The sequence below is a fragment of the Alcanivorax hongdengensis A-11-3 genome (genome assembly GCF_000300995.1).
Taxonomy (GTDB): Bacteria; Pseudomonadota; Gammaproteobacteria; order Pseudomonadales; family Alcanivoracaceae; genus Alcanivorax; species Alcanivorax hongdengensis.
The window spans coordinates 78,610-102,083 of the sequence record NZ_AMRJ01000003.1; the positions used below are offsets into that span (position 1 = coordinate 78,610).

Genomic DNA, 23,474 nt, shown 5'->3' on the forward strand with positions numbered 1-23,474 from the left:
TGGCGCCCTTCTTTGCCATTCAGAACAGGGAAAGCTGGCTGTCGCTGGCTGACCCGGCGTTGCGGCGCGATTTGCGACGGCTGCCGTGCTTGCGATTGACCGCGCGACTTTGCTCGCGGAATCCGGCGGCCTGGCGGGCCTCGGACAACGCACGGCGGGCGGCACGCGCCGCCTCGTCGAAGTTGACCAGCGGCGCCGGGTAATCGCTGCCAATCAGCACACCGCTATCCCGCTGCTGCCGGGCGCCCATCAACCAGGGCTGATGAATCCAGGCACTGGAGACTGCCGCCAGCTCTGGCACCCAGCGACGGATAAAGCGCCCTTGCGGATCGAGCTTGCGGGCCTGCAGCGTGGGGTTGTACATGCGCAGGGCATTGATGCCGGTGACACCGGCCTGCATCTGGATCTGCGGGTAATGAATGCCCGGCTCATAGTCCACAAACAGGCGCGCCAGATGCAGTGCCGGTTCACGCCAGTGCAGCCAGAGGGGGTAGCAGGCGGTGGAGACCAGCATGGCGCGCATGCGGAAGTTGATCCAGCCATGGTGATGCAGGTAGCGCATGGCCGCATCCACCAGCGGCCAGCCGGTCTGCCCGGCTTTCCAGGCCGCCAGCCAGGCTGGATTGCCCGGGTCCTCACGCAGCTGACGCAACCCCGGGTGCAGGCTCTGATGCTCCATGTCCACCTGGTCTTCCAGCTTCTGGATAAAGTGGCAATGCCACCACAGACGGGACTCGAACGCGTCCAGCCCGGCGGCCAGTGGACCCCGGGGCTCGCTCTCCTGCCGCGCCCACAGCTGCTGCACCACCTGGCGCAGGCTCAGGCAGCCCCAGGCCAGGTAGGGGCTCAGCCGCGAGCCGGCATACTGGGCCCGCTGTGGGGCACTGATACCGCCACGATACCCCCGGGCACGCTGGTTGAGAAAACTCTGCCAGACCCGTTCGCCGTTATCAGTGCCACCGCGCTGACGGCCGGGACAGGGGTTCTGGTCCGCCCCCCGCGGGCGGGTCAGGTCCGGCCAGTCCGGGGCTGGCGCCAGCGGTGCTGCCGGGCCAGGCGGCGGCGTTAACGGTGCATCCATGAAAGCCTGCCAGTGGGCCGCCCAGTGATCCCGGTCAAGGCAGGGGCGCATGACGCCAAAGGGGGCATGCTCACGCCACGTCACACGCCGGGACTCGCACCAGGCCTTCACCTGACGATCCCGGGCATAGGTCCAGTGACCGCCGTATTCCTCATGGCTATGCAGGGCAAACGCGCCGAAGCGGCTGTGCAGACCATCCAGCACGGTCAGCGTCTCGCCCTCCACCACCCAAAGCGGCAGGCCGATGGCCGCCAGCTGGCGGCGCAGGTCACGCAGACTTTCGGCAATGAATTGCCATTGCCGGGCACTGCTGTCCGGCTGGTGCCAGTATTGCGGCTCGATGATATAGAGAGGCAACACCGGCCCGGCCCGGCAGGCCTCCCACAGGGGAAGGTGGTCACCGATGCGCAGGTCACGCTTGAACCAGACCACCTGGGCGGTCATGGCGTTACCCGGTCCGCCGCGGGCAACGCCAGCATGGCCGCCGGATAGTCGGCCAGCGGGTCCGGCTGGCCGGCGCTGAAATGCAGCGCCAGGCATTGCTCCGGTGTCAGTCTGCGCAGGGGCGGCAACCAGTGATGCAGGTGGGCGGCATGCGGATCATGGCGCCACCATTGCCGGGTGGGGCTGAAGCGGCGCCCGCCGCGGGCATCGTGGCCCTTGCCGGCGATGTAGGCCCAGTTGCCCCAGTTGGAGGCCACGTCGTGATCCACCAGATGATGTTCAAACCAGCGAGCCCCGCGTCGCCAGTCGAGCCCCATGTCATGGACAAAAAAGCTGGCCAGGTTCTGCCGGCCCCGGTTGGACAGATAACCGGTGGCCATCAGCTCCCGAAGGTTGGCATCGATAAATGGCAGCCCGGTGCGCGCCTGACACCAGCGTTGCCAGTACCCCTGGTGGCATGCCTCCTCCAGCGGCGGAAAATCCGGTGAAGGACTCAGCCCCTGATAGCGGAACACCGCCGTGCCATGCTCGCGCAGGGACCAGTGAAAGAACTCCCGCCACAGCAATTCAAAACGTAGCCAGTAACTGTGCTCACTGGCGCCGTGGCGCCGCTCGTACTCGAGAATGGCATGCCAGACCCGGCGCACCGACAGACAGCCCCAGGCCAGCGCCGCACTCAAGCGGCTGGAAAAACCGCTACCGATAAGCTGGTTGCGGGTGGCATTGTAGTGGGCGATATGGCGGTCGCTAAACAGATACTGTTCCAGCCAGCGCCGGGCCACCGGCTCACCACCGGGCAAAGAAAAATAATCACGGTGGTTGCGCAACCAGTGACGGCAGCGCTGTTGCAGGGGCGCCAGCGCGGACTCCGTGCCCGCGGGCAATGGCAGGGGCGCGGCGGCAGCGAGCGCCGGCGGCGGGCCCTCCGGCTGGGCGACCGGGGGGCCGCCATCGGCCTCCACCCGCCGACGAAAACGGCTGAAGCTGCCGCAAAGCGATGAGGCTCCCGGCCGGGTATCGCCGCACAGCAAGGTGCGACTCGCCACTTCATGCACCGGGATACCGGCCCGGCGCAGCGCGGCAAGGCCCGCCTGCTCTTCCGGGGCGTCTGCCTCGGCGGTGACCACCTGCAACGGCGCCTGTGCCTGCCAGTGTGCCAGCAGGCTGGCCGGCCCCCCGCAGGCAGTGACCAGCGTCAGCCCCAGCGCGTTTAACCCGTCGGCCAGGGCCTGCACGCTCTCCAGCAGAAAACAGGACTTGGCCGGGCCCAGCCGGTCGAATCCTTCCTCGCCGGCGGCCAGCCAGCGCTCGGGCAACACATAGAGCGTCAGCACCGGCGCCCCCAGCGCCGCCGCCCGACGCAGCAGGGGCTGGTCCTGGACGCGCAGGTCCTGGCGAAACCAGATCACGGTAATCACACCCGCCCCCTTGCCCGCCGGCAACGCTCGCTGCAGTAAATCACCTGCGGCCAGTCCCGGGCCCACTTGCGGCGCCAGCTGAACGGCCGCCCGCATACCGGGCAGGTCTTGGTCGGCAGGTTGGCCTTGTTGCCCTTGCCGCCACGACTCACAGAACCTCCGGGTCCGCCAGCAGCGACTCGGCCCGGGCCAGAATGGCCTCCACCCTGGCCGGGTCCATGCGGTCCAGGTTGCGGTAGATCATGCGCATGCGGTGGTTGCCGGCAAACTGCCGGCGGTGGCGATGAATGAAGTGCCAGTAGAGACTGTTGAACGGGCAGCTGTCTTCCTCGCTGGCGGTTTTGACGTTGTAACGGCAGTGCTTGCAGTAATCGGACATGCGCTGGATATAACTGCCGGATGCCGCATAGGGCTTGCTGCCCAGATAACCGCCATCGGCATGCATGACCATGCCGAGGGTGTTGGGCAATTCCACCCACTCGTAGGCGTCGGCATAAACCTCCAGGTACCAGCGGCAGATGGCCTCGGGCAGCACCCCCAGCAACAGGGCGAAATTACCGGTCACCATCAGCCGCTGGATGTGGTGGGCATAGGCATGCTCCAGGGTATTGCGCAGGCTCTCGCGCATGCAGTGCATGCCGGTATCACCGCTCCAGTAGTAGCCCGGCAACGCGCGCTGATTGCCAAGACGGTTTTCAGCGGCATAGTCGGGCATCAGCAGCCAGTAGATACCGCGCACGTATTCGCGCCAGCCGAGGATCTGGCGGATGAACCCTTCCACCGCATTGAGCGGCGCGGCGCCGTCATACCAGGCCTGCTCAGCGGCCCGGCAAACCTCCCAGGGGTCCAGCAGGCCGGCATTCAGGTAGGGCGACAGCAGGCTGTGAAAAAGGCCGTCTTCGCCGGTGACCATGGCATCCTGATAATCACCGAACCAGGGCAGACGATGCTCGATGAAATGGGCCAGGGCCGCCAGCGCCTGGCTGCGGGTGGTGCCCCAGTGGAACGCCGTTAGTGAGCCAATATGATCGGCAAAGGCCCGTTCCACCAGCGCCAGTACCTGGGCATCCAGATCGTCGTGCTGGAAGGTCAGCGGCGGCGGCAACGGAACCTCGCCCTTGTAGGCCTTGCGGTTGCTGGCATCGAAGTTCCATTGCCCGCCCACCGGCTGATCGCCGTCCATCAGCAGGCCGGTGCGCCGACGCATCTGCCGGTAGAAGAACTCCATGCGCAACTGCTTCTTGCCGCTGGCCCAGCGGGCAAAGTCCTCCAGGCGCCCGAGAAAACGGCTGTCTTCCAGGCAATGCACCGGGCACGCCAGACGGCTGGACCACTGCTGATCAATGCGCTGTTGCAGGCGGTATTCGCCGCACTGGGTCACCACCACCGCCTCGGCGCCGGTGCGTCCCAGGGCATCGGCCAGCACTGCTTCCAGGTCGTCGCAGTGGTGCTCGCCCCAGGCGTAGTAATGCACCTGCCAGCCGGCATCGCGCAGCTCGGCGGCAAAGTGGCGCATGGCGCTGAACAGGAAGGCGATTTTCTGTTTGTGGTGACCCACGTAGGTGGCCTCTTCCGCCACCTCGGCCATGACCAGCACATCCTGGTGCCGATCCAGCTCGGCCAGGGTCGGCAGTGCCCGGCTCAGCTGATCGCCAAGAATCAGGCCCAGTTGCATAAAAAGTCTCCAGATGCGTCAGCGACTCAGCATGCCCGGCCCCCGGTAGTGATAAAGTGAAGGCGTCAGGGTCTGATCCTGATCAGGCTCTCAGGAACCCGATACGGGTATCCCAGTCCAATCGCGGCATAGTCACAGGGAGACCACCATGCGCATTCTGATCACCGTGCTGCTGCTGTGCGCGCCATTTCTGCCGGCCCTGGCCGATGACGGCTATGATTACATCCAGGGCGATGACATCTACGACGATGACTACAACTACGGCCTGCATTACGACGGCCTGAGCAGCATTCCCAAGACCAACCTCAATACCGACACCAGGGGTGGCCAGCTGGAGCAGGAAGTGCGCAAGCTGCAGCAGAGTACCACTCAGCCCTCGGTAACCCGGGAGATCGACAAGCTCAAGAAAAAGGAGCTACCGACCCTGGACGATGACATGAAAAAACAGACGACCCCCATGCAGCAGCTGGATGAACTGGAAAGCCCGCACTGACAAGCGCGCGCCATTCGCTCACAATCAGAGCATCACCGGTTAGCCATAACGCCATGTCGATAAAACGGATATTGCTCTACATCGCTGGCGCCGCCCTGCTCGCCCTGATGCTGCAACAGCTGTGGTATCTGGGCCAGGTGCTGCGCCTTCAGCACCACAACCCGGACCAAAGCGCCTACATGGAGCGCGCCCAGGCCCAGGGCAAGGTACACCAGTACTGGCGCGACTATGATCAGATCAGCGACCACCTGAAACGGGCGGTGCTGATTTCCGAAGATGCCCACTTCACCCAACACTGGGGGTTTGACTGGGAGGGCATCCGCTACGCGCTGAACCGCAATCTGGAAGCCGGCAAGCCGGTGGCCGGCGGCTCCACCATCACCCAGCAACTGGCCAAGAACCTGTTCCTGTCCGGCAAGCGCTCCTATGTACGCAAGGCCCAGGAGGCTGCCATTGCCCTGATGCTGGAGTTGAGCCTGTCCAAACAGCGCATCCTCGAGCTGTACCTGAACATGGCCCAGTGGGGGCACCAGATCTACGGTGCCGAGGCCGCCTCCCGGCACTACTTCAAGGTCAGCGCCGCCCAGCTGTCGCCGGCCCAGGCGGCGCAACTGGCGGCCATGCTGCCACGCCCCAACTACTATGACTTCCGCGGCCCCACCGATTATGTGGAACAGCGCGCCAGCTGGATCGAGCGCCAGCTGGCGCTGGTGGAGATCCCCAACCCCACCGGGCCGCCACCGCCGCCCTACCAGCCTCCGGTCACCGCCGAGCAGGCCGAAAACAGCAGCGACGCCGAACAATCGGCCACCGAGACATCGCCGCCACCCGCCGATGGCCAGGCCGCCCTTGGTGAACACGACCATGGCGGCCCCGAACAGACACAAGGACTCACTGAATGAAGCGTTTTGCCCTGCCCCTTTTCGCTGCCCTGGCCCTGATTGGCTGCGGCGACGACTCCCCCGCCAACCCACCGGCCACCCAGGCCGCGCAGGATGGCCTGCCCGGCATCTGGGAACAGGGTCGGCAACTGCTGGTGCTGGAAAGCGATGGCGACCTGTTTCTGCCCGCTGACCCGCAACGCCAGGGGCTGAAATGGCAGCGGGACGGCAAACAACTGACCCTGCAATATCTGGATAACCAGGCCATGGCCGTGGGCAGCCAGACATTCACCGCCAGTCAGGAGGGTGACCACCTGACGCTGAGCCACGGCGACGATGACAACCCGCTGGCCGGTGAGTACCAGCGCAACCCCCGGGCCCTGGCCTCGCTGAGCGGTGACATCCGGCTACCGGAGCACAGCACCCTGCCGGAAGCGGCCATTCTGTCCGTGACCCTGCGCGACCAGGATGCCGATGACGACAGTGCACCGCTGGCCCGCCGACTGATCCGCCTGCAGGACGAAAAGACACCGGGCTTCCGGCTCTATTTTCGCCCGGATCGCATCGAGAAAGGCCATGCCTACGGACTGGAAGGGCATGTCCTGGCCGGCGATGCCCTCTATTTCCGCACCCCGGCGCCGTTGCCGGTCAACCTGGACCAGCCTGACCGGGCCATCACCCTGGCCCTGACACCGGCCATCACCGGAAACCATGGCCTGCGCGGCAATCTGGTGGTCTACCCCGGCGGCAGCACCTTTACCCCCTGCGGCACTGACCGCCACCTGCAACTGGATGGCCCCCGCAAGGCGGCCCTGCTGGACGCCTACCGGCAACAAAACCACAAGCCGCTGGCGCCCATGGTGGTGCGTCTGCAGGGCCCGGTGGAGCCGCGCCCCGGTGACACCCCGGGCAGCACCCGGGCCACCCTGATGGTGCAGCACTTTGATACGGACAGCGGTGACGCTGCCTGCGAGCAGCCCACCGCCAGCCTCACCAACACCTACTGGCGGCTGGTCTACCTGGGAGACACCGCCGTGCAAGGCGGTCAGCGCCAGGCCCACCTGGTGTTGCAGGACGATGGCAAACTGCACGGCAGCACCGGCTGCAACAAGCTGGCAGGACGCTACCAGCATCAGGGCGACACCCTGACCGTCGAAGGGCTGGCCAGCACCAAAATGGCCTGCAGCGATGCCCCCCACGAGAACAGTTTCAATCAGGCACTGGCCGCCAGTCAGCGCGCCGAGATCGACGGCCAGCTGCTGACCCTGTTTAATCAGCACGACCAACCGGTGGCCAGTTTCCTGGCCACCTATCTGTTCTAGCCCCGACAGGACGCTCAGCCATGCGCATCCACTACCTCACCCATGTGCCGTTCGAAAAACTGGGCGCCATGGAAGCCTGGTTCAAGCAGCACGGTGACCGTATCAGCGCCACCCGCTTTTACCATGGCGAGGCCCTGCCGGACCCGCAGGATCTGGATATGCTGGTGGTCATGGGTGGGCCCATGGGCGCGGACGATGAAGAGCGCTACCCGTGGATGGCCGACGAAAAGCGTTTTATCCGCGCCTGTATCGACGCCAACAAGAAGGTTCTGGGCGTGTGCCTGGGAGCACAACTGATTGCGCGGGTGCTGGGGGCACCGGTCACACGCAATGCCCACCGGGAGATTGGCTGGTTCCCGGTGCAACCCACCGGGGCCGGCCGCGACGATCCGCTGGGCCGCCTCTTTGGATCAGCACCGCCGGTGCTGCACTGGCATGGCGACACCTTTGCCATCCCCGAGGGCGCGGTGCATCTGCTACGCAGTGAAGGCTGTGCCAATCAGGCCTTTCGCTATGGCGAGCGAGTGCTGGGCCTGCAGTTTCACCTGGAACTGACCGCCGACCATGCCAGCACCCTCTGCCAGGAATGCCCGGACGATCTGGCCCCCGGTCCCTTTGTGGAAGCGCGCGACAGCATGCTGGCTGACACGCAACGCTTTGCCCGGGCCCGTGAGTTGCTTGACCAGGTGCTCAACCGGTTTCTTGACTGAACACAAAAAAGGCCCGCTAAGCGGGCCTTTTTATCCTGCAACGGTACGACTCAGGCATCCGCCGCCCGGGCCACCGTGGACGCGGCTTCCACCCGACCCACCGCGGACAGAATTGCCTGCAGGGCGGCGGCGGTGGTGTCCGAGGCCATGGCCACGGCGCTTTGTGTCACACCGCCAACCTGCACACGGATGCAGGCCATGGCGTTGGCTTCGGTGTTGTCGCCCAGTGAATATTCATCAAAGGACACCACCTTCACGTCACTGGCGATGCGGCGATTGAGTGCATCCACCAGCGCCGACATGGCGCCGTCACCCCGGCCGGACAACAGGGTCACTGGCTGGCTGCTGTCACCAATGCTGATCTGCGCCTGCACAGCACCCTTTTCCGGGCCGGCATTGCGATTCAGATCGTAGGAACGCAGGGTCCAGCCCATGGGCACGCTCAGGTAGTCGCTGTTGAAACGGCGATGAACCCGCTCGCTGGTGATCTCGCCACCGTCCTGTTCGGCATCCTGTTGCACCACGCCGGCCAGTTCCTGCTGCAACCAGCGCGGCAGGTCGATGCCGAAATCCCGCTCCAGTACATGAGCCACACCACCCTTGCCGGACTGGGAATTGATGCGCACCACTTCCTCGTAGCGACGGCCCACATCCGCCGGGTCGATGGGCAGGTAGGCCACGGTCCAGATATCGCCCTCCTGATAGCGCGCCAGGCACTTGCGGATGGCGTCCTGGTGGCTGCCGGAGAAGGCGCTGAACACCAGGTCACCGGCGTAGGGGTGGCGCGGGTGGGTCTGGATATCGGTGATCTCTTCCACCAGCGCGACGATCTCCTTCATGCGCGAGAAATCGATCTGCGGATCAATGCCCTGGCTGTACAGGTTCATGCCGGCGGTGACCAGATCCATGTTGCCGGTACGCTCGCCGTTGCCCAGCAGGGTGCCTTCCACCCGGTCGGCGCCGGCCATCACCGCCAGTTCCGCGGCGGCCACGCCACAACCGCGATCATCGTGGGTATGCACACTGATGATCACATGGTCGCGATGCTGGATACGATCGTTGACCGTTTCCACCTGGTCGGCGAACACATTGGGGGTACTGACTTCCACCGTGGCCGGCAGGTTGATGATCACCCGCTGGCCCTGATCCGGGCGCCAGACGGCGTTGACCGCATCAATCACCTCCACGGCGAAATCGGTTTCCGTGGCACTGAAGGTTTCCGGAGAATACTGGAAGGTCCAGTGGGTCTCCGGCTGCTTCGCCGCATACTCCTTCACCCAGCCAGCGGCCTTCACGGCAATCGCCTTGCAACCTTCCCGGTCCACGTTGAAGACCTGCTCGCGGAAGGTGGGCGAGGTGGCGTTATAAATATGCACCACCGCATTTTTGGCGCCCTTGAGCGACTCGAAGGTGCGCGCGATCAATTCTTCCCGGGCCTGGGTCAGCACCTGGATATGCACGTCGTCGGGCACCAGGTCTTCCTCGATCAGTGCTCGACAGAAATCAAAATCGATCTGGCTGGCGGACGGAAAGCCCACCTCGATTTCCTTGAAGCCCAGCTCCACCAGCATCTGGAAAAAGCGACGTTTCTGCGCCACGGACATGGGCTTGATCAGCGCCTGGTTACCATCACGCAGGTCCACGGCCGCCCATAGCGGCGCCTTCTCGATACGCTGGCTCGGCCAGCGGCGGTCGGGCTTGTCGATGACAGGGACGGGGCGATATTTACGATGATCAAAGCTCATGACGGGTCCTTATACAGGCTGCTGAAAACATCTTTGTTGGCGACGTAACCAGGGGGCTTTCCAACACCCGGTAAAAAGCAAAGAGGGGCATCACTGCCCCTGCGTTATGAATTACCAACCTGTTCCCGCAGGGTTCGTGAAAGCAGGCCAACAACTCCGGTGTGCAGATCTCGGGTCTCGATCCGGGCGCCGGTAGGCACCGGTGGCAGCGAAGAGTGGCGTTCCACTTTTGGCGGTCCGCATCATCGCCCCACGAGAGATACTGTACGCAAAAGCCCCGGCAATAGGCTTGCTTTTTTGCGTCGTTTTACGCTTTCCTAGCAATAATATTGCGCCAAAAAGACAAAATAAGAGGAAAGTCACCATGAAAAAGGCAGACCTGATAAATCTTGACCGCACGGACCTGCGCATCCTGGCCGCCCTGCAGGCCGACGGCGGGCTCAGCAACCAGCAACTGGCCGAGCAGGTGGGTCTGTCGCCCTCGCCCTGCTCGCGACGGGTACAGAAGCTGGAAGTGGCGGGCATCATCATCAAACGGGAAACGGTGCTGGATGCCCGCAAGCTGGGCCTGGACCTGACCGTGATGATACAGATCAGCATGGACCGGCATACGCCGGAGCGTTTTGCCAATTTCGAGGAGCAGGTGGCCAGCTACCCGGAGGTGCAACAGTGTTATCTGGTCACCGGCCAGGAAGCGGACTACCTGCTCAAGGTGGTGGTGCCGGATATCGACGCCTATCAGCACTTCCTGCTCAACCGCATTACCCGCATCGAGGGGGTCAGCGGCGTGCATTCCAGTTTTGTCATGCGCCGGGTGGTGGATACCGCCGCTCTGCCGTTGAATTATGTCGAGGCCTAGGCAGACTGAAGCCATGAGCAAACACCTGTTGATCGTCGCCCACGCCCCGTCTGCCAATACCCTGCGCCTGCGCGAGGCCGCCGCCCGCGGCGCCGGCCACGCGGATATCGAGAATGTCAGCGTCACCGTGAAGGCGCCGCTGGACGCCGGGCCGGACGATATTCGCGCCTGTGATGCCATTCTGATGGGCACCACCGAGAACCTGGGCTACATGAGCGGGGCCCTGAAGGATTTCTTCGACCGTAGCTACTACCCGGTGCTGGAAGAGAAACAGGGCCTGCCCTGTGCGCTCTATATCCGCGCCGGCCATGATGGCACCGGCACCCTGCGCGCGGTGCAGACCATCGTCACCGGGCTACGCTGGAACTGGGTGCAGGAGCCACTGGTGCTGCGCGGTGACTGGCAGGAGGCCTTCGAGAGCCAGGTCGAAGAGCTGGGCATGTACCTGGCGGCGGGGCTCGACAGCGGTATTTTCTGAGAGCGATGCCCCTGTCGGTATCCTTGCCGCCAACCGCCCTGGTCTGCGCAGCAACTGCCAGCGGAGCGCAAATCGCTACAATAGCCGGCCAAATCACAATCGCCGGTGATCCCATGATCCCTGATTCCCTGCAACAGGCCTCTCGCCCCTGGCGCCACCGTCTGCGCAATGGCCGGGCGCGCCTGTTTGAAGCCGACAACCTGAACCTGGCAGGCCAGACCCCGTTCGACCTGCTGTACGATGACGGTCTGGTCAAGCTGCGCTATTACCCGCCGCTTGCGGAACAGGCGATCCCGCTGTCCAGTGGCGAGGTGCTGCCGGTGAGCAAGACCCGCCAGCGCAAGCCACTGGTGCTGGTGCCGCCGCTGGCGGTAAACATGCTGATCTATGACCTGTTCCCCCAACGCAGCCTGGTGCGCTACCTGCGTGCCCGCGGTTTCGAGCTGTACATGATCGACTGGGGCCGCCCGGGCCGCCACCACAACCACTTGGGGCTGAGCAGCTATTTTGCCGATTACCTGCCCAAGTTGTTGGTGCAGGTGCGCCAGCACAGTGGCGAGCAAAAGCTGAGCCTGCACGGCTGGAGTTTTGGCGGCCTGTTCAGCCTCTGCTGCGCCGCCCTGGGCGACGACCCGGACATCGACAACCTGGTCCTGGTGGGCGCGCCCTGCGACTACCATCGCAATGGAGCCCTGGGCGCCCAGTACCGCCGCCTGAGCCGTCAAGGCCGCTGGATTCGTTCTCGCACCGGCCTGCGTATTCACGATGTGCCGGCGCGCCTGTTGCGTTCACCGGGCTGGGCCAACAGCCTGGCCTTCAAACTCACCAACCCGGTGGGCAGCCTGCAGGGCTACTGGAACCTGGTGAAAAACCTGCACAACCGCGAGTTCGTGGCGGCCCATGCCACCAATGGGGCCTTCCTGGATGACATGGTCGCCTACCCGGGGCGGGTGATGCAGGACATCATCCGCTACCTGTGGATCGACAACGTGGTCGCCCATGGCCAACTGCCCATGGAAAACAGTGACGGTAACCTGGCCCGGGTGAAAGCCAATGTCCTCAACATCACCGGCGCCAATGATCCCATTGTCACCGATGAGTGCAGCCAGGCCATGGCCCCGCTGATCAGCAGCAAGGACAAGACCTTCATCACCATCGACGGCGGCCATATGGGCATTCTCGGCAGCGCCGCTGCCCAACAGCAGAGCTGGGGGCGCATCTGCGACTGGCTGATCGAGAGGGACTGAATTGCCCTCTCCTTCACCCAAGCGTCAAAAAAATGCGTTAGGCTTACGCCCATTGATACTGAAAAGCGCGAACGCCGGTGACAATGCCTCGTCTGCTGATACTGTTTCCCTGCCGACACATGGGCAATCTCCTGATTGCCCTGCCCCATCTGAAAGCCATGCTGGATCAGCACAGGGATGCGCTGCTGGTCTTTGATGACAGCTACCGCGCCATCGTCGAGGCAAGCCTGCCCGGTGAGACGCGTCTGCTCGGTTATCCCGGCGCCGCCCTGGGCAGCGGTCAACCTCTTCTCAAGCGAGCCCGCCACTACCTGCGCTTCGTGTTCGCCATGCGCCGCTTTCGGCCCACGTTGTGTATTGATGTGGAAGGCGAGCAGAAATCCGCGACCCTGGCGCGACTCAGTGGCGCAAGACAACGGCGCGGCCCGGCACGCCCGCACAGCCGCTGGTTCTACACGGAAAATCTTTCCCGCGAGAACCATGGCCATCGCTGGCAGGGCTATGCCTCGCTCAGCGATCCGGCCGCCCCACCACCGGCCCGTTATCTGCCGGCCCAAACGGATGAGCCGGCCCGCACACAGCTTGCCACGATTATCGAAGAAGGCGGCCTGACCGCCGCCGCCCCATGGCTGGTCATTCATGTGGGCGCCACCAAGTACTACAAGATGTGGCACCCGCAACAGTTTGCCCTGCTCTGCCAGCGGGCCCGGCAAGCCGGCCTGGAACCGATACTGATTGGTGCCGGTCGCAAGGACCGCCAGCAGGTGGAGCAGGTGCAGGCCAGCCTGAAAACACCGGCGCTGGATCTGTGTGACCGACTCACCCTGAAGCAGCTGATTGCCCTGTTCCATGGCAGCCGGGCTTACGTGGGCAACGACAGCGGCCCCATGCATCTGGCCGCCGCCTGCGGCCTGCCCACGGTTGGCCTGTTCGGGCCCACCGACGAACGCCTCTGGCAGCCCATGGCCGACCAGGCGCGCATTTTGCGCTGGCAGGACTGCGACCCCGACTGTCAGCGCAGCCACTGCGCCCTGGAACATTATCCCTGCCTGCAGCGCATCAGCGTGGAGCAGGTAATGACGACCCTGGCCGAGCTGGGCGCCGTGCCGGCCGGCGGCCACCGCCTTGCTGACACCTCGGCCTGAAATTTTCCGGGCCGGTGAAGGTGCGCGGGAAACGGCGACACCGGCCAGATAAAAAAGCGACTGCGGATTAGCGTGAATAATGTGTCTGCTCGGGGGACCTCAATTTTTAAACAGCCGCCGCCTTTGCGCAGGAGCGTCACTCGCGGCGCGATTACAGACTTGCGTTCAGATTCCCACAAGGCGCTCAGGAAAACAGGAGTAATCGGGTTTACCTGAGAGGCCGCAATGTTTCTGGTATTTCCTGCTTTTTGACGTTGGTTTATCGCGCCATGAGCGACGCCCGGCAGCCAGATTTTTTCCTCATTCGCGCTGAACCATAAAAAAAGGCGGCCCGCAGGCCGCCTTCATGCTCACCGGAGTGCGCTGTCAGCTAATCAAACAGCGGCTCCACTTCATACACCGCCGTGGTGCCACTGACTTCAAAACCGACAATCAGCAGGTTCTTGCCGTTGGCGGATTCGCTGGCCGGGACGAACACCAACCCTTCCGGCCCCAGATCACCCACACTGCTGAGAATGGTAGACGGGTCCTCGGTGCTCCAGTTGTCGCGCGTGTTCAGGTAGTCCACCTGCTGCGGGGCCACCGGGTCGGTAATGTCGTAGACCAGCACACCGCCCATACGCTCCAGCCCCAGGAACAGGAAGGTCTTGTCACCTATCTTGCCCACGGTCAGGCCTTCCGGCTCCGGGCCCTTGGCATCGCTGCGGCTGTCGAAGGCATCCCCTTCGTCGTGACCGCTGTTGAAGTAATCCTTGCAGGGAATGTCGCGGCCGCTACCCAGCATGCAGCTGTCGCTGGCCAGATAGGATTCGATGGCATGACCACTGTCGAATACCAGATTGCCGTCAGCATCGCGGATGGAGAAGGAACGACCGCCGTAGGCATAGAGGGTGTCATACATCAGGCGATCACCGGTGGCACTCTCGTTGCCGCTGGCATCGAACAATACCGGGTCGCCGTTGCTGTCGGTACGGTAGCCCAGGGTCCAGGTAATATTGAGTCGGCCCAGCTCCTCGTCTTCGCGGCAATTGCCCGGATCACCGGCGCTGGCACCACAGTAGCCGAAGGTGGCCGGGTCGAGCAGGGCGCCGGCGGCCAGATCACGCAGTTGCGGCGGCAGGTCATCACCACAGCGGCGATCAAAGCCGTCCTTGTGCACCAGGTGCTTGACGCGGAATTCCTCCACGAACCCCTTGCTGCTGTCACCGGCACAACCGACCCCTTCCGTGCCCCAGTAGGCGTCGTCATCTTCTCCCCAGGCGCGGGCATCACCCTCGTTGGCCATCACCAGATAAGTGCTGCCATTGGCGCTGAAGGAGTGAATGGCATCGGGCTGGTAAAGGCTTTTGACCCCGGCCCAGGTTGTGATGTTGATAACATCATCCTTGTCACTCACATCCATGGCGTTGTCCGCCTGGGCCAGATCCTTGCTGCCCAGGGCAACGATGTCGGTGACCGTGGCGCTGGCGATATCCACCTTGGCCAGGGCATTGTTTTCCTGCAGGGTCACCCAGGCGGTGGTACCGGCGTCATCCACGGCAATGTATTCCGGCTCCAGGTCTTCGGACACCGAGGCCCCCGGACCATAGATGCGCACACCCTGGCTACGCAGGGTATCAGCCTGACTGTCGAACGCATGGAAGTCGGCGGTGGTGACGACAATATTGCCGGTGTCGCTGATATCGATGATGCTCACCGAACCTTCCGGATCGATCTGGTAATCGTCGCTGGGCTCACCTTCGTTGGCGCTCAGAACGGTCTTGCCATCGGCAGTGAAGGCCACCATGTCCGGCTGGGCACCTACCTGTACGTAGCCCAGACGCGCCAGCGTATCGGCACGGTAAATGGCCACATAACCGGGGTCGGTTTTCGGGTCGGCTTCCACGGCAATGGCCACCAGGCCACCGCGCACGGCGACACTGTTCACTTCGGCACCGGCGGCAATATCCGCCACGGACAGCGCCTGCACAAAGCTCGGGTGGGCCGGATCACTCATATCCAGCACATCCAGTTCACCTTTTTCGGCGTTGACCACAAAAGCCCGCTGGCTGGCCGCATCGTAGGCCGGAATTTCCGCCGCGGATTCATCAAATTCGCCGGTCTGGTAACGACCCAGGAAATTCAGTCTGATGCTGTCCGGCGTGGCCACGCCGGTATCGCTCGCGGTGTTGTCATTGCTGTCACCGCCACAGCCGGCCAGGCTGCCGGCCAGGATCAGGGATGCCCCCAGGGCTAACCACTGCTTCATCATGTGTCTCCAGAATTTTTATTGCAGTGGCCCGTGTATAACGGCCGGCAATGACTCTATGGAGACACGGCAATGATACTTGCATGTCATCGCCAGACAAGAAAGGCAAAAACCAACAGTGCGCCGCATACCAGCCCGAGCAAAAAGCCTTTGGCAAAAGAGGCCAACGTGGCGGAAGCAACCGGGGTGGAGGAAGAGGCAGGCAGCGCCGGCTGGCGACGATCAAACTCGCGGATTATCTCATGGGCACGGGTTTCATCGCTCTCGGCGACCCACACCGAAGCCAGCCCCATGGCCGGCAGCTCACCGACGCCGCCCTGCAGCAGGTCACCGTGAACCTGCGCCATGATGCCGACCTGATCGAGCAGGTCGGCGACCATGTGGGCCTCCAGACCATTACTGGCCCGGAACACACACTTCATTCGGGGTCTTTATCCTGCACCGAGTCCTTTTCCTCGACGCTGACCAGCTGGTAGTCGCGGCTGTCCGGGTCCTTGTTCTCGTTACCCGTCACCGGTTTCACACGCAGGGTATATTCATTGCCGGGCTCGAAGGTAAATCCCTCGATATGGCCGTAGAAGACTTCCCAGTTGGCCTGCGGGTCGGTACGTATTCTCAGGCAGGCCATGGTACCGGCACCGATACAGGCCGACGGATACGGGGCCACATAAAGAACCTGGCCCTCCGGTTTTTCGCTACAGGCGGCCAGGGTGACCACCAGAATGGACAGCGCCCAGAACATCCTTCTCACAACTCGACTCCCTGCTGTTGTTGTTTTTCAGCCGTTGCCCAAACCCTAGCGCAAAGCGAAGGCCGGGTCTGCCCCTAACGTCCCACAAGGGCTACAATTGGCACACCCTTGCCAACTCAAACACCATGTTGCATATCGCACTTTTTGAACCGGAAATTCCCCCCAACACCGGCAACATCATTCGCCTGGCGGCCAACACCGGCGCCGCCCTGCACCTGATTGAGCCGCTGGGCTTTTCACTGGATGAAAAGAAGCTGCGCCGCGCCGGGCTGGATTACCGCGAGCTGGCCGCGCTGGAGACGCATACGGATTTCGCCGCCTTTCGCCGGGCCATGGGCGAGCGGCGCCTGCTGGCCATGACCACCAAAGGCAGCCGACCCCACAGTGATGTGCAATTCAGGGATGAAGATGTATTGCTGTTCGGCCCGGAAACCCGTGGCCTGCCTGCAACCATTCTGGAGAGTCTGCCGGCATCACAGCGACTGCGGCTGCCCATGGTGGCGGACAGTCGCAGCCTCAATCTCAGTAATGCCGTGGCAGTGACACTGTATGAGGCCTGGCGCCAGCTCGGATACCCCGGCGCCAGCCCGGGCGCTTACTGAACGGTGGCGTTGCTCTGCTGTTGTTTTTGCTGCTGATAGAGCGCATCAAAGTTGATCGGCTGCAGCAGCAATTGCGGGAAGGAACCCTTGGCAACCAGATCGGAAACCACTTCGCGTACGTAGGGGAACAGCAGGTTCGGGCAGTAGGCGCCCAGCAGCTGGTCACGCTCGTCACCTTCGATACCGACCACGGTGAAGATGCCGGCCTGCTTCACTTCCGCCAGGTAAAAGGTCTTTTCTTCCTTTTCGTCCTTGGCGGTCACCGTGACGGTGATTTCCACTTCGTATTCATTGCTCTCGCCCAGACGGCGGGCGGTGTTGTTGAGCTGCACATTGACCTGGGGCTTCCACTCCTGCAGGAACACATCCGGTGCGCCCGGGCATTCAAAGGAGGCGTCCTTCAGGTAAATGCGCTGCAGTTGGAATACGCGTTGCTGCTCATCAGCCATGTTTTTCTCCGTGATTATTATTGCGCCAGCAGGCGATCAAGCTCGCCACTGCGTTCCAGCGCATAAAGTTCGTCACAGCCCCCCACGGGCTGGTCATCAATAAAAATCTGCGGCACGGTGCGGCCGCCGCCACGCTGCATCATCTCGGCGCGTTTTTGCGGCTCGCGATCCACATCGGTGTCCTCGAAGGCCACCGACTTGCTCTTGAGAAGCTGTTTGGCGCGCACACAGAAAGGGCACCACGCCGTACTGTACATCTCGATCTTTGCCATCAGCCCTTCACCAGCGGCAGGGATTCATTGCGCCAGGCATTGAGCCCGCCCTGCATACGGTACAGGTTGGTGAAGCCCTTGGCACGCAGTTGCCGACCGGCCTGGGAGGCGGTGCCGCCGCCCATGTCACAGACCAGAATCAGGCTCTTGTCCTTGTGCTTCTCCAGCTCGCCCAGGCGATCCATCAGCTCACCGGAGGGCAGGTTGAGGCTGCCGGCAATATGCCCGGCCCGAAAGTCATCAGCGGCGCGCAGGTCCACCAGCACACCCTGGTCCTTGTTGACCAGGCTGGTGGCCAGCTGCGGGCTCAGGGTCTTGCCGCCCCGGCGGGACTCCAGCACGAAAAAGCCTGCCCACAGCAAAAAGAAGGCAGACACCAGCAGGTAGTGGTTGGCGGCGAATTCAATCAAGCGATCCAGCATAGGGAGCCTCGAAGTGTCAAAAGGGCCACACCGCCGGCAAAATGCCAACGGAAAATCGGCGCCAAGTATACACATCCCGGGCCGGTTAAGGTAAAACCCCCGGCATGAAACGCCTTTTACTGCCCCTGTTGCTGCTGCCCCTGCTGGCCCCCGCCGCGGAAAGGGCCACCCCTGCCCAGCTGGAAAAGCTCAAGCGCCAGATCAGTGAGCTGAGCCAGGCCCAGAGCCAGGATCTGCGCGAGCGAGACAAGGTCCAGGCGGAGCTGCGCGACACCGAGCTGCGCATCGGCCGACTGACCCGCCAGCAACGCGAACTCAACGGCAAGGCCGAGGCCGCCCGGGCCAGACTCGACACCCTGCGCGCACGCCAGGCGGAACTGGCCCGGGACAAGCAGACCCAGCTTGAGTGGCTGGCAAAGACCGTGCGGGCCAGTTACGAAGCGGGCCGCGAGGAGCGCATCAAGCTGCTGCTCAACCAGCAACAACCGGACCAGATCGCCCGCCTGTTGCGCTATCAGGAGTATTACCAGAAAGCCCGCAGCCAGCAGCTGCACAAACTCGATGGCGAGCTTACCGACCTCAAGGCCATCGCCGTGAAGGTGGACCAGGCCCGCAGCGAGCTGCTCGACCGTCGCACGGCAGTACAGAAACACGCCCGCGAACTGCAAGCCGCCCAGAACCAGCGCCAGACCATGCTGGCCTCGCTGAACCAGTCGCTGGACAGCCGGGGCAGCAAGCTCGACCAGCTGAAAAGCAACCAGCAACACCTGGAAAAACTGCTGGAAGACATGCAGAGCAGCCTGCGTGACATCCCCGCCAATTTGGGGGGCAAGCCGTTTGGCAAACTGGCCGGCAAACTGCCCTGGCCCCTGGAAGGCCGCGTCACCACCGGCTATCACAGTCGCCGCGAAGGCGCCCTGCGCTGGGAAGGGGTGATACTGCGCGCCGACAGTGGCACGCCGGTGCGTGCCATCCATTCCGGCCGGGTGGTGTTCGCTGACTGGCTGCGCGGTTACGGGCTGCTCACCATCGTTGACCATGGCGATGGCTACCTGACCCTTTACGGCTACAACCAGAGCCTGATGCGCTCGGTGGGTGAGTGGGTTTCCGCCGGGGATGTGCTGGCCCTGGCGGGCAATTCCGGCGGCAACCAGACCAGCGGTCTCTACTTCGAGATACGCCACCGGGGCAAGGCCTCCAACCCCACCCACTGGTGCAGCCGCCGTGTTACACTGCCGCCACTTGCCAAAAACTAGTGGGCGCCTTTTTCCGCCCACGGCCTGCCGGGGATAATGCATGCCAATAGCAAAAACCACCGCCTACTGCGCCGCCCTGCTGCTGACCTTCCTGATGGCCAGCCCCTCCATCGCGGCCCCTGCACCTGCGGACAACAACACCGACAACCGGACCCAACCGGCCCTGGATGAACAGGCCAAAAAGCAGGGCGTGCCGGTAGACGAACTGCGCGCCTTCGCCGAAGTGCTGGAGCGCATCCGTGGTGCCTATATCGAGAAAGTGGACGACCGCGAGCTGCTGGAATCGGCCATCCGCGGCATGCTCTATGAGTTGGACCCGCACTCCAACTATCTGACCCCGGACCAGTTCGATGATCTGCAGACCGTCACCACCGGCGAGTTCGGCGGCCTGGGCATCGAAGTGACCATGGAAAACGGCTTCGTCAAAGTGGTCACCCCGGTGGATGATTCCCCGGCCAGCAAGGCCGGTATCCAGTCCGGTGACCTGATCCTGAAAATCGATGACACCTTCGTCAAAGGCCTGAGCCTCAACGAGGCGGTGGAATTGATGCGCGGCAAGATCGGCTCCAAGGTGGAGCTGATGGTGCTCAGCGACGGCGACGACAACCCCCACCAGGTGACGCTCACCCGTGATCGCATCCAGATGCACAGCGTCAGAGCCAGAATGCTGGAGCCGGGCCTGGGCTACCTGCGTATTTCCCAGTTCCAGAACAACACCGGCGAAGACACCCGCAAGGCCATCGAAAAGCTGGAGAAAGACGCCCCCCTCAAGGGCCTGGTACTGGACCTGCGCAACAACCCCGGCGGGGTACTCAACGGTGCCGTGGAAGTCAGCGACCTGTTCCTCAACCAGGGCCTGATCGTCTACACCCAGGGCCGCGAGGAAAGCAGCCGCAACGACTTCAAGGCCACCCCCGGTGACATGCTCAAGGGCGCGCCGCTGGTGGTGCTGGTCAATGGCGGTACCGCCTCGGCCTCGGAAATCGTTTCCGGCGCCCTGCAGGACCAGAGCCGCGCCATCATTGTCGGCAGCCGCACCTTCGGCAAGGGCTCGGTACAGACGGTGCTGCCGCTGAGTGGCGATCGCGCCCTCAAACTCACCACCGCCCGCTACTACACGCCCAAGGGGCGCTCCATCCAGGCGGAGGGCATCACCCCCGACATCCCGGTGGAAGTGGCCAAGGTAGAGTTGCGCCATGACATGCAGCTGCGCGAAGCGGACCTGCCCCGCCACCTGGACAACGAAAACGGCGACCAGCCGGCCAAGAACCCGGCCAACAAACTGGCGCTGGAGGATTACCCGCTGTCCCAGGCGCTGGCCATTCTCAAGGGCATTGTGCTCAGCCGGCATATCTCCGCCGACAACGGTGCCAACAACAGCCCGGACGACGCCAGCGCCAGCCAATGATGCGCCTGACATTGATCACCCTGGCCCTGTTTTGCTGCACCAGTGCCGGGGCTCAGCCCCGTATCGCCATCATCATCGATGACCTGGGCTACAGCCTGCACCATGGCGAAGCCATCACCGCCCTGCCAGCGGCCATCACCTGCGCGGTGATTCCCAGCGCGCCGCACGGCCCCATGCTGGCCCGGCGCGCCAGTGACAACGGCAAGGAAGTGATCGTGCACATGCCCATGGCGGCCCAGCACCATGTGCCCCTGGACCCGGGCGGCCTGACCGGGCAGATGGATCAGGCAACACTGCAAAAGACCGTGGAGCAGGCACTCAAGGCGATCCCCGAGGCACGGGGCATGAACAACCACATGGGCAGTGAGCTGACTCAACAGGAAAAGCCCATGCGCTGGTTGATGCAGGAGCTGGGTGTCCACCGGCTGTTTTTCGTGGACAGCCGCACCACCAGCCACAGTGTGGCCCAGCGGGTGGCAGAGCAAAGCGGGCTGGCCAGTGCCAGTCGGGATATCTTTCTGGATAACCAGCGCGACCTGCCGGACATCAACCGGCAGTTCAACAAGCTGTTGCGGCTGGCCCGCCATCGCGGCCACGCCATCGCCATCGGCCACCCCTACCCGGAAACCATCCACTACCTGCAACAGGTTTTGCCGCTGATGCAGCAGGCCGGCATCGAGGTGGTGCCGGTATCCAGGCTACTGGTCGCGCCGGTTGAGACGACCGACAGGGCCAGCCACACCGCAACGCTTCACGCGGATTCCTGACGGACCTCCCGCCCGATTCCGGTGAGGCGGGCATAGCCCAGCATCAAGAATCCAAAAGCAAACATCAGCACCCCGTAAACCGCGGACGGCACCGACATGGCCTCCGAGTGCAACAGGGTCAGGGTCACCATCAGGCCCAGGGCGCCATTCTTGATGCCCAGCTCCACCGCCACGGTAAAGGCCTGGCGCCGGTCCAGCCCTACCAGGCGGCCACCCAGCATGCCCAGCACCAGTCCCGCCAGGTTCAGCAGCACCGCGGCCACGCCGGCCTGACGCAGCAGTGTCAGGGCCTTCTGCTCACCCAGATTGATCAGTAGCCAGGTCACCACCACCGCCAGCACCAGCAGGCCGAAGATACCCACCAGCTTCTCGCCACGGGCCGCCAGTGCCGGCTTCCAGTGCCGCACGGCCATGCCCAGCAGCACCGGCAGCAGAATCACCACCAGCAGGGTCACCACCGTGTGAGTCACCGGCAGATCAATGCTGCGGGCATGGTCACGGAAATGACCCAGGGCCCAGCGGGTAAAGGCCGGCAGGGTAAAAACGGTGATCAGACTGGCAAGTACCGTGAGCACGATGGACAGGGCCACGTCACCACGGCCCAGATAGGCAAACAGGTTGGAAGTGGTGCCGCCGGGACAGGCGGCAATCACGATCAGTCCCACGGACAGGGCCGGGGAAAGATGCAGCGCCAGAGCCAGGCCAACCCCCACCAGCGGCAGCAGCAGTACCTGGGCCAGCAGGCCGAAGGTGGTGGCCCGTGGCGCCACCAGCACCTCGCGGAAATCGCCGGGGGTCAGCGTCAGCCCCATGCCGGCCATGATCACGAACAGCGCCAGCGGCAGGCCGTATTCGATCAGGGAACCCTGGTCCATTGTAGCACTCCCGTCCTTCTTATTCTGTTGGAACGAGAGTAAAACAGGGTTTCGCAAAACGCCAGGCAGCGGGACCAGGCGGCCGGCATGTCGGCCGAACGGCCTGTCAGGGCAGGCGCATTTCCACGCCGGAAGCCTGCATGTATTCCTTGGCTTCGCGCACGCTGTATTCGCCGAAGTGGAAGATGGAGGCCGCCAGCACCGCATCCGCTCCCCCCTGCAGCACCCCGTCGACCAGGTGTTGCAGGTTGCCGACACCACCGGAGGCGATCACCGGCACCGGCACCGCATCGGCAATCGCCCGGGTCAGGGCAATATCGAACCCGTTCTTGGTGCCATCACGGTCCATACTGGTGAGCAGAATTTCACCGGCACCGTAATCGGTCATCTTGCGGGCCCAGGCAATGGCATCCAGCCCGGTGGGCTTGCGCCCGCCGTGGGTGAAGATTTCCCAGCGGTTGGACTCGCTCTCGGCGCTGACCTTCTTGGCATCAATGGCCACCACAATGCATTGGGAACCGAACCGCTCGGCCGCTTCGCGGACAAACTCCGGGTTGTGCACAGCGGCGGAGTTGATCGCCACCTTGTCGGCGCCGGCGTTGAGCAGATTACGGATATCGTCCAGAGTGCGCACGCCGCCGCCCACGGTCAGGGGGATGAACACCTGACTGGCCATCTGCTCCACCGTATGCAGGGTAGTGTCGCGGCCTTCATGGCTGGCGGTAATGTCGAGAAAGGTGATTTCATCGGCGCCGGCGTCGTTATAACGCTTGGCGATTTCCACCGGATCCCCGGCATCGCGAATGTCCACGAACTGCACGCCCTTGACCACACGGCCGGCGTCCACGTCCAGACAGGGGATAATGCGTTTGGCTAGGCCCATTGGGTTTCTCCATCAAGGCGCGAATGATACCGCGAAGCGCCGA

At 63.4% G+C, this 23,474-nt stretch carries 25 protein-coding genes; 12 read left to right on the forward strand and 13 right to left on the reverse strand.

The genetic code is table 11. The features are described 5' to 3' along the window. Positions 1 to 19 precede the first annotated feature (19 nt). From A11A3_RS03515 to A11A3_RS03525, 4 genes are read right to left on the reverse strand one after another with little or no spacing between them, the layout of a single operon-like run. Positions 20 to 1,525, reverse strand: a complete 1,506-nt coding sequence (locus tag A11A3_RS03515; protein WP_008927886.1) for an FAD-binding domain-containing protein — start codon at positions 1,523 to 1,525, stop codon at positions 20 to 22. After that, positions 1,522 to 2,943 (reverse strand): DASH family cryptochrome, encoded by a 1,422-nt coding sequence (locus tag A11A3_RS03520; protein ID WP_162136909.1) that lies wholly within the window; start codon positions 2,941 to 2,943, stop codon positions 1,522 to 1,524. Before A11A3_RS03520 ends, A11A3_RS03515 begins: the two co-directional genes overlap by 4 nt. Further along, positions 2,940 to 3,095 carry a DUF2256 domain-containing protein gene (locus A11A3_RS17415; RefSeq protein WP_008927888.1) on the reverse strand — a complete coding sequence of 52 codons (156 nt, stop codon included), beginning with the start codon at positions 3,093 to 3,095 and terminating at the stop codon, positions 2,940 to 2,942. The genes A11A3_RS03520 and A11A3_RS17415 overlap by 4 nt, the downstream gene beginning before the upstream one ends. After that, positions 3,092 to 4,618, reverse strand: a complete 1,527-nt coding sequence (locus A11A3_RS03525) for a cryptochrome/photolyase family protein (protein WP_008927889.1) — start codon at positions 4,616 to 4,618, stop codon at positions 3,092 to 3,094. The genes A11A3_RS17415 and A11A3_RS03525 overlap by 4 nt, the downstream gene beginning before the upstream one ends. Before the next feature lie 148 nt (positions 4,619 to 4,766). Between A11A3_RS03525 and A11A3_RS17210 the strand changes: the two genes are divergently transcribed. From A11A3_RS17210 to A11A3_RS03545, 4 genes are read left to right on the forward strand one after another with little or no spacing between them, the layout of a single operon-like run. Beyond that, the gene (locus A11A3_RS17210; RefSeq protein ID WP_008927890.1) at positions 4,767 to 5,111 is read left to right on the forward strand and encodes a hypothetical protein; all 345 of its coding nucleotides are present in this window, start codon (positions 4,767 to 4,769) and stop codon (positions 5,109 to 5,111) included. A 53-nt stretch (positions 5,112 to 5,164) separates the two neighbouring features. Further along, the gene (gene mtgA, locus A11A3_RS03535; protein WP_051011741.1) at positions 5,165 to 6,013 is read left to right on the forward strand and encodes a monofunctional biosynthetic peptidoglycan transglycosylase; all 849 of its coding nucleotides are present in this window, start codon (positions 5,165 to 5,167) and stop codon (positions 6,011 to 6,013) included. Next, the gene (locus A11A3_RS17215) at positions 6,010 to 7,314 is read left to right on the forward strand and encodes an META domain-containing protein (RefSeq protein WP_008927892.1); all 1,305 of its coding nucleotides are present in this window, start codon (positions 6,010 to 6,012) and stop codon (positions 7,312 to 7,314) included. Before mtgA ends, A11A3_RS17215 begins: the two co-directional genes overlap by 4 nt. Positions 7,315 to 7,334: 20 nt before the next feature. Next, positions 7,335 to 8,024: a type 1 glutamine amidotransferase gene (locus A11A3_RS03545; RefSeq protein ID WP_008927893.1), complete on the forward strand. Its 690-nt coding sequence runs from the start codon at positions 7,335 to 7,337 to the stop codon at positions 8,022 to 8,024. A gap of 50 nt (positions 8,025 to 8,074) precedes the next feature. Here A11A3_RS03545 and A11A3_RS03550 read toward each other — a convergent pair whose 3' ends face one another. After that, positions 8,075 to 9,769, reverse strand: coding sequence for a 2-isopropylmalate synthase (locus A11A3_RS03550; RefSeq protein ID WP_008927894.1), 1,695 nt, complete (start codon positions 9,767 to 9,769; stop codon positions 8,075 to 8,077). Between the two features lie 364 nt (positions 9,770 to 10,133). Between A11A3_RS03550 and A11A3_RS03555 the strand changes: the two genes are divergently transcribed. The 4 genes from A11A3_RS03555 to A11A3_RS03570 all read left to right on the forward strand — a co-directional run bounded on the left by A11A3_RS03555 (position 10,134) and on the right by A11A3_RS03570 (position 13,498). Beyond that, the gene (locus A11A3_RS03555) at positions 10,134 to 10,628 is read left to right on the forward strand and encodes an Lrp/AsnC family transcriptional regulator (RefSeq protein ID WP_008927895.1); all 495 of its coding nucleotides are present in this window, start codon (positions 10,134 to 10,136) and stop codon (positions 10,626 to 10,628) included. A gap of 13 nt (positions 10,629 to 10,641) precedes the next feature. Continuing rightward, the gene (locus A11A3_RS03560; protein WP_008927896.1) at positions 10,642 to 11,106 is read left to right on the forward strand and encodes a flavodoxin family protein; all 465 of its coding nucleotides are present in this window, start codon (positions 10,642 to 10,644) and stop codon (positions 11,104 to 11,106) included. A gap of 113 nt (positions 11,107 to 11,219) precedes the next feature. After that, positions 11,220 to 12,353, forward strand: coding sequence for an alpha/beta fold hydrolase (locus A11A3_RS03565; RefSeq protein WP_008927897.1), 1,134 nt, complete (start codon positions 11,220 to 11,222; stop codon positions 12,351 to 12,353). Between the two features lie 119 nt (positions 12,354 to 12,472). Next, entirely contained in the window at positions 12,473 to 13,498 is a 1,026-nt protein-coding gene (locus A11A3_RS03570) for a glycosyltransferase family 9 protein (protein ID WP_237738822.1), read from the forward strand. Between the two features lie 370 nt (positions 13,499 to 13,868). Here A11A3_RS03570 and A11A3_RS03575 read toward each other — a convergent pair whose 3' ends face one another. The 3 genes from A11A3_RS03575 to A11A3_RS03585 form a co-directional block, all read right to left on the reverse strand. Then, positions 13,869 to 15,746: a choice-of-anchor I family protein gene (locus A11A3_RS03575; RefSeq protein WP_008927899.1), complete on the reverse strand. Its 1,878-nt coding sequence runs from the start codon at positions 15,744 to 15,746 to the stop codon at positions 13,869 to 13,871. Positions 15,747 to 15,832: 86 nt separating this feature from the next. After that, positions 15,833 to 16,168, reverse strand: a complete 336-nt coding sequence (locus A11A3_RS03580; protein WP_008927900.1) for a putative signal transducing protein — start codon at positions 16,166 to 16,168, stop codon at positions 15,833 to 15,835. After that, complete coding sequence (locus A11A3_RS03585; RefSeq protein ID WP_008927901.1) at positions 16,165 to 16,488, reverse strand: DUF4377 domain-containing protein; 324 nt, start codon at positions 16,486 to 16,488, stop codon at positions 16,165 to 16,167. Before A11A3_RS03585 ends, A11A3_RS03580 begins: the two co-directional genes overlap by 4 nt. 134 nt (positions 16,489 to 16,622) lie before the next feature. Between A11A3_RS03585 and trmL the strand changes: the two genes are divergently transcribed. Further along, the gene (gene trmL / locus A11A3_RS03590) at positions 16,623 to 17,099 is read left to right on the forward strand and encodes a tRNA (uridine(34)/cytosine(34)/5-carboxymethylaminomethyluridine(34)-2'-O)-methyltransferase TrmL (RefSeq protein WP_008927902.1); all 477 of its coding nucleotides are present in this window, start codon (positions 16,623 to 16,625) and stop codon (positions 17,097 to 17,099) included. Here trmL and secB read toward each other — a convergent pair. From secB to A11A3_RS03605, 3 genes are read right to left on the reverse strand one after another with little or no spacing between them, the layout of a single operon-like run. Continuing rightward, positions 17,093 to 17,548: a protein-export chaperone SecB gene (gene secB / locus A11A3_RS03595; protein WP_008927903.1), complete on the reverse strand. Its 456-nt coding sequence runs from the start codon at positions 17,546 to 17,548 to the stop codon at positions 17,093 to 17,095. The two genes, trmL and secB, sit on opposite strands and share 7 nt — an antisense overlap. 17 nt (positions 17,549 to 17,565) lie before the next feature. Next, positions 17,566 to 17,820 (reverse strand): glutaredoxin 3, encoded by a 255-nt coding sequence (gene grxC, locus A11A3_RS03600; RefSeq protein WP_008927904.1) that lies wholly within the window; start codon positions 17,818 to 17,820, stop codon positions 17,566 to 17,568. Continuing rightward, on the reverse strand, positions 17,820 to 18,242 hold the full coding sequence (locus A11A3_RS03605; RefSeq protein WP_008927905.1) for a rhodanese-like domain-containing protein: 423 nt from the start codon (positions 18,240 to 18,242) through the stop codon (positions 17,820 to 17,822). The genes grxC and A11A3_RS03605 overlap by 1 nt, the downstream gene beginning before the upstream one ends. Before the next feature lie 104 nt (positions 18,243 to 18,346). On the opposite strand from A11A3_RS03605, the gene A11A3_RS03610 reads away from it, so the two are divergent. Genes A11A3_RS03610 through A11A3_RS03620 form a run of 3 tightly spaced genes read left to right on the forward strand, consistent with a single transcriptional unit; the run spans position 18,347 to position 21,673 of the window. Next, on the forward strand, positions 18,347 to 19,498 hold the full coding sequence (locus A11A3_RS03610) for a murein hydrolase activator EnvC family protein (RefSeq protein ID WP_008927906.1): 1,152 nt from the start codon (positions 18,347 to 18,349) through the stop codon (positions 19,496 to 19,498). A 40-nt stretch (positions 19,499 to 19,538) separates the two neighbouring features. Continuing rightward, positions 19,539 to 20,906, forward strand: coding sequence for a S41 family peptidase (locus A11A3_RS03615; RefSeq protein ID WP_008927907.1), 1,368 nt, complete (start codon positions 19,539 to 19,541; stop codon positions 20,904 to 20,906). Continuing rightward, positions 20,903 to 21,673: a divergent polysaccharide deacetylase family protein gene (locus tag A11A3_RS03620; RefSeq protein ID WP_008927908.1), complete on the forward strand. Its 771-nt coding sequence runs from the start codon at positions 20,903 to 20,905 to the stop codon at positions 21,671 to 21,673. Before A11A3_RS03615 ends, A11A3_RS03620 begins: the two co-directional genes overlap by 4 nt. On the opposite strand, the gene A11A3_RS03625 is transcribed toward A11A3_RS03620, so the two are convergent. Further along, on the reverse strand, positions 21,658 to 22,548 hold the full coding sequence (locus tag A11A3_RS03625; protein WP_008927909.1) for a bile acid:sodium symporter family protein: 891 nt from the start codon (positions 22,546 to 22,548) through the stop codon (positions 21,658 to 21,660). The two genes, A11A3_RS03620 and A11A3_RS03625, sit on opposite strands and share 16 nt — an antisense overlap. Positions 22,549 to 22,654: 106 nt before the next feature. After that, positions 22,655 to 23,431: an imidazole glycerol phosphate synthase subunit HisF gene (gene hisF, locus A11A3_RS03630; RefSeq protein ID WP_008927910.1), complete on the reverse strand. Its 777-nt coding sequence runs from the start codon at positions 23,429 to 23,431 to the stop codon at positions 22,655 to 22,657. Positions 23,432 to 23,474: the final 43 nt, after the last annotated feature.

Bases quoted from the DNA above. Each gene is read 5' to 3' on its own strand.
- A11A3_RS03515 (WP_008927886.1), bottom strand. From the start codon at position 1,525: ATGACCGCCCAGGTGGTCTGGTTCAAGCGTGACCTGCGCATCGGTGAC.
- A11A3_RS03525 (WP_008927889.1), bottom strand. From the start codon at position 4,618: ATGCAACTGGGCCTGATTCTTGGCGATCAGCTGAGCCGGGCACTGCCG.
- A11A3_RS17210 (WP_008927890.1), top strand. From the start codon at position 4,767: ATGCGCATTCTGATCACCGTGCTGCTGCTGTGCGCGCCATTTCTGCCG.
- mtgA (WP_051011741.1), top strand. From the start codon at position 5,165: ATGTCGATAAAACGGATATTGCTCTACATCGCTGGCGCCGCCCTGCTC.
- A11A3_RS17215 (WP_008927892.1), top strand. From the start codon at position 6,010: ATGAAGCGTTTTGCCCTGCCCCTTTTCGCTGCCCTGGCCCTGATTGGC.
- A11A3_RS03545 (WP_008927893.1), top strand. From the start codon at position 7,335: ATGCGCATCCACTACCTCACCCATGTGCCGTTCGAAAAACTGGGCGCC.
- A11A3_RS03550 (WP_008927894.1), bottom strand. From the start codon at position 9,769: ATGAGCTTTGATCATCGTAAATATCGCCCCGTCCCTGTCATCGACAAG.
- A11A3_RS03555 (WP_008927895.1), top strand. From the start codon at position 10,134: ATGAAAAAGGCAGACCTGATAAATCTTGACCGCACGGACCTGCGCATC.
- A11A3_RS03560 (WP_008927896.1), top strand. From the start codon at position 10,642: ATGAGCAAACACCTGTTGATCGTCGCCCACGCCCCGTCTGCCAATACC.
- A11A3_RS03565 (WP_008927897.1), top strand. From the start codon at position 11,220: ATGATCCCTGATTCCCTGCAACAGGCCTCTCGCCCCTGGCGCCACCGT.
- A11A3_RS03570 (WP_237738822.1), top strand. From the start codon at position 12,473: ATGGGCAATCTCCTGATTGCCCTGCCCCATCTGAAAGCCATGCTGGAT.
- A11A3_RS03575 (WP_008927899.1), bottom strand. From the start codon at position 15,746: ATGAAGCAGTGGTTAGCCCTGGGGGCATCCCTGATCCTGGCCGGCAGC.
- A11A3_RS03580 (WP_008927900.1), bottom strand. From the start codon at position 16,168: ATGAAGTGTGTGTTCCGGGCCAGTAATGGTCTGGAGGCCCACATGGTC.
- A11A3_RS03585 (WP_008927901.1), bottom strand. From the start codon at position 16,488: ATGTTCTGGGCGCTGTCCATTCTGGTGGTCACCCTGGCCGCCTGTAGC.
- trmL (WP_008927902.1), top strand. From the start codon at position 16,623: ATGTTGCATATCGCACTTTTTGAACCGGAAATTCCCCCCAACACCGGC.
- secB (WP_008927903.1), bottom strand. From the start codon at position 17,548: ATGGCTGATGAGCAGCAACGCGTATTCCAACTGCAGCGCATTTACCTG.
- grxC (WP_008927904.1), bottom strand. From the start codon at position 17,820: ATGGCAAAGATCGAGATGTACAGTACGGCGTGGTGCCCTTTCTGTGTG.
- A11A3_RS03605 (WP_008927905.1), bottom strand. From the start codon at position 18,242: ATGCTGGATCGCTTGATTGAATTCGCCGCCAACCACTACCTGCTGGTG.
- A11A3_RS03610 (WP_008927906.1), top strand. From the start codon at position 18,347: ATGAAACGCCTTTTACTGCCCCTGTTGCTGCTGCCCCTGCTGGCCCCC.
- A11A3_RS03615 (WP_008927907.1), top strand. From the start codon at position 19,539: ATGCCAATAGCAAAAACCACCGCCTACTGCGCCGCCCTGCTGCTGACC.
- A11A3_RS03620 (WP_008927908.1), top strand. From the start codon at position 20,903: ATGATGCGCCTGACATTGATCACCCTGGCCCTGTTTTGCTGCACCAGT.
- A11A3_RS03625 (WP_008927909.1), bottom strand. From the start codon at position 22,548: ATGGACCAGGGTTCCCTGATCGAATACGGCCTGCCGCTGGCGCTGTTC.
- hisF (WP_008927910.1), bottom strand. From the start codon at position 23,431: ATGGGCCTAGCCAAACGCATTATCCCCTGTCTGGACGTGGACGCCGGC.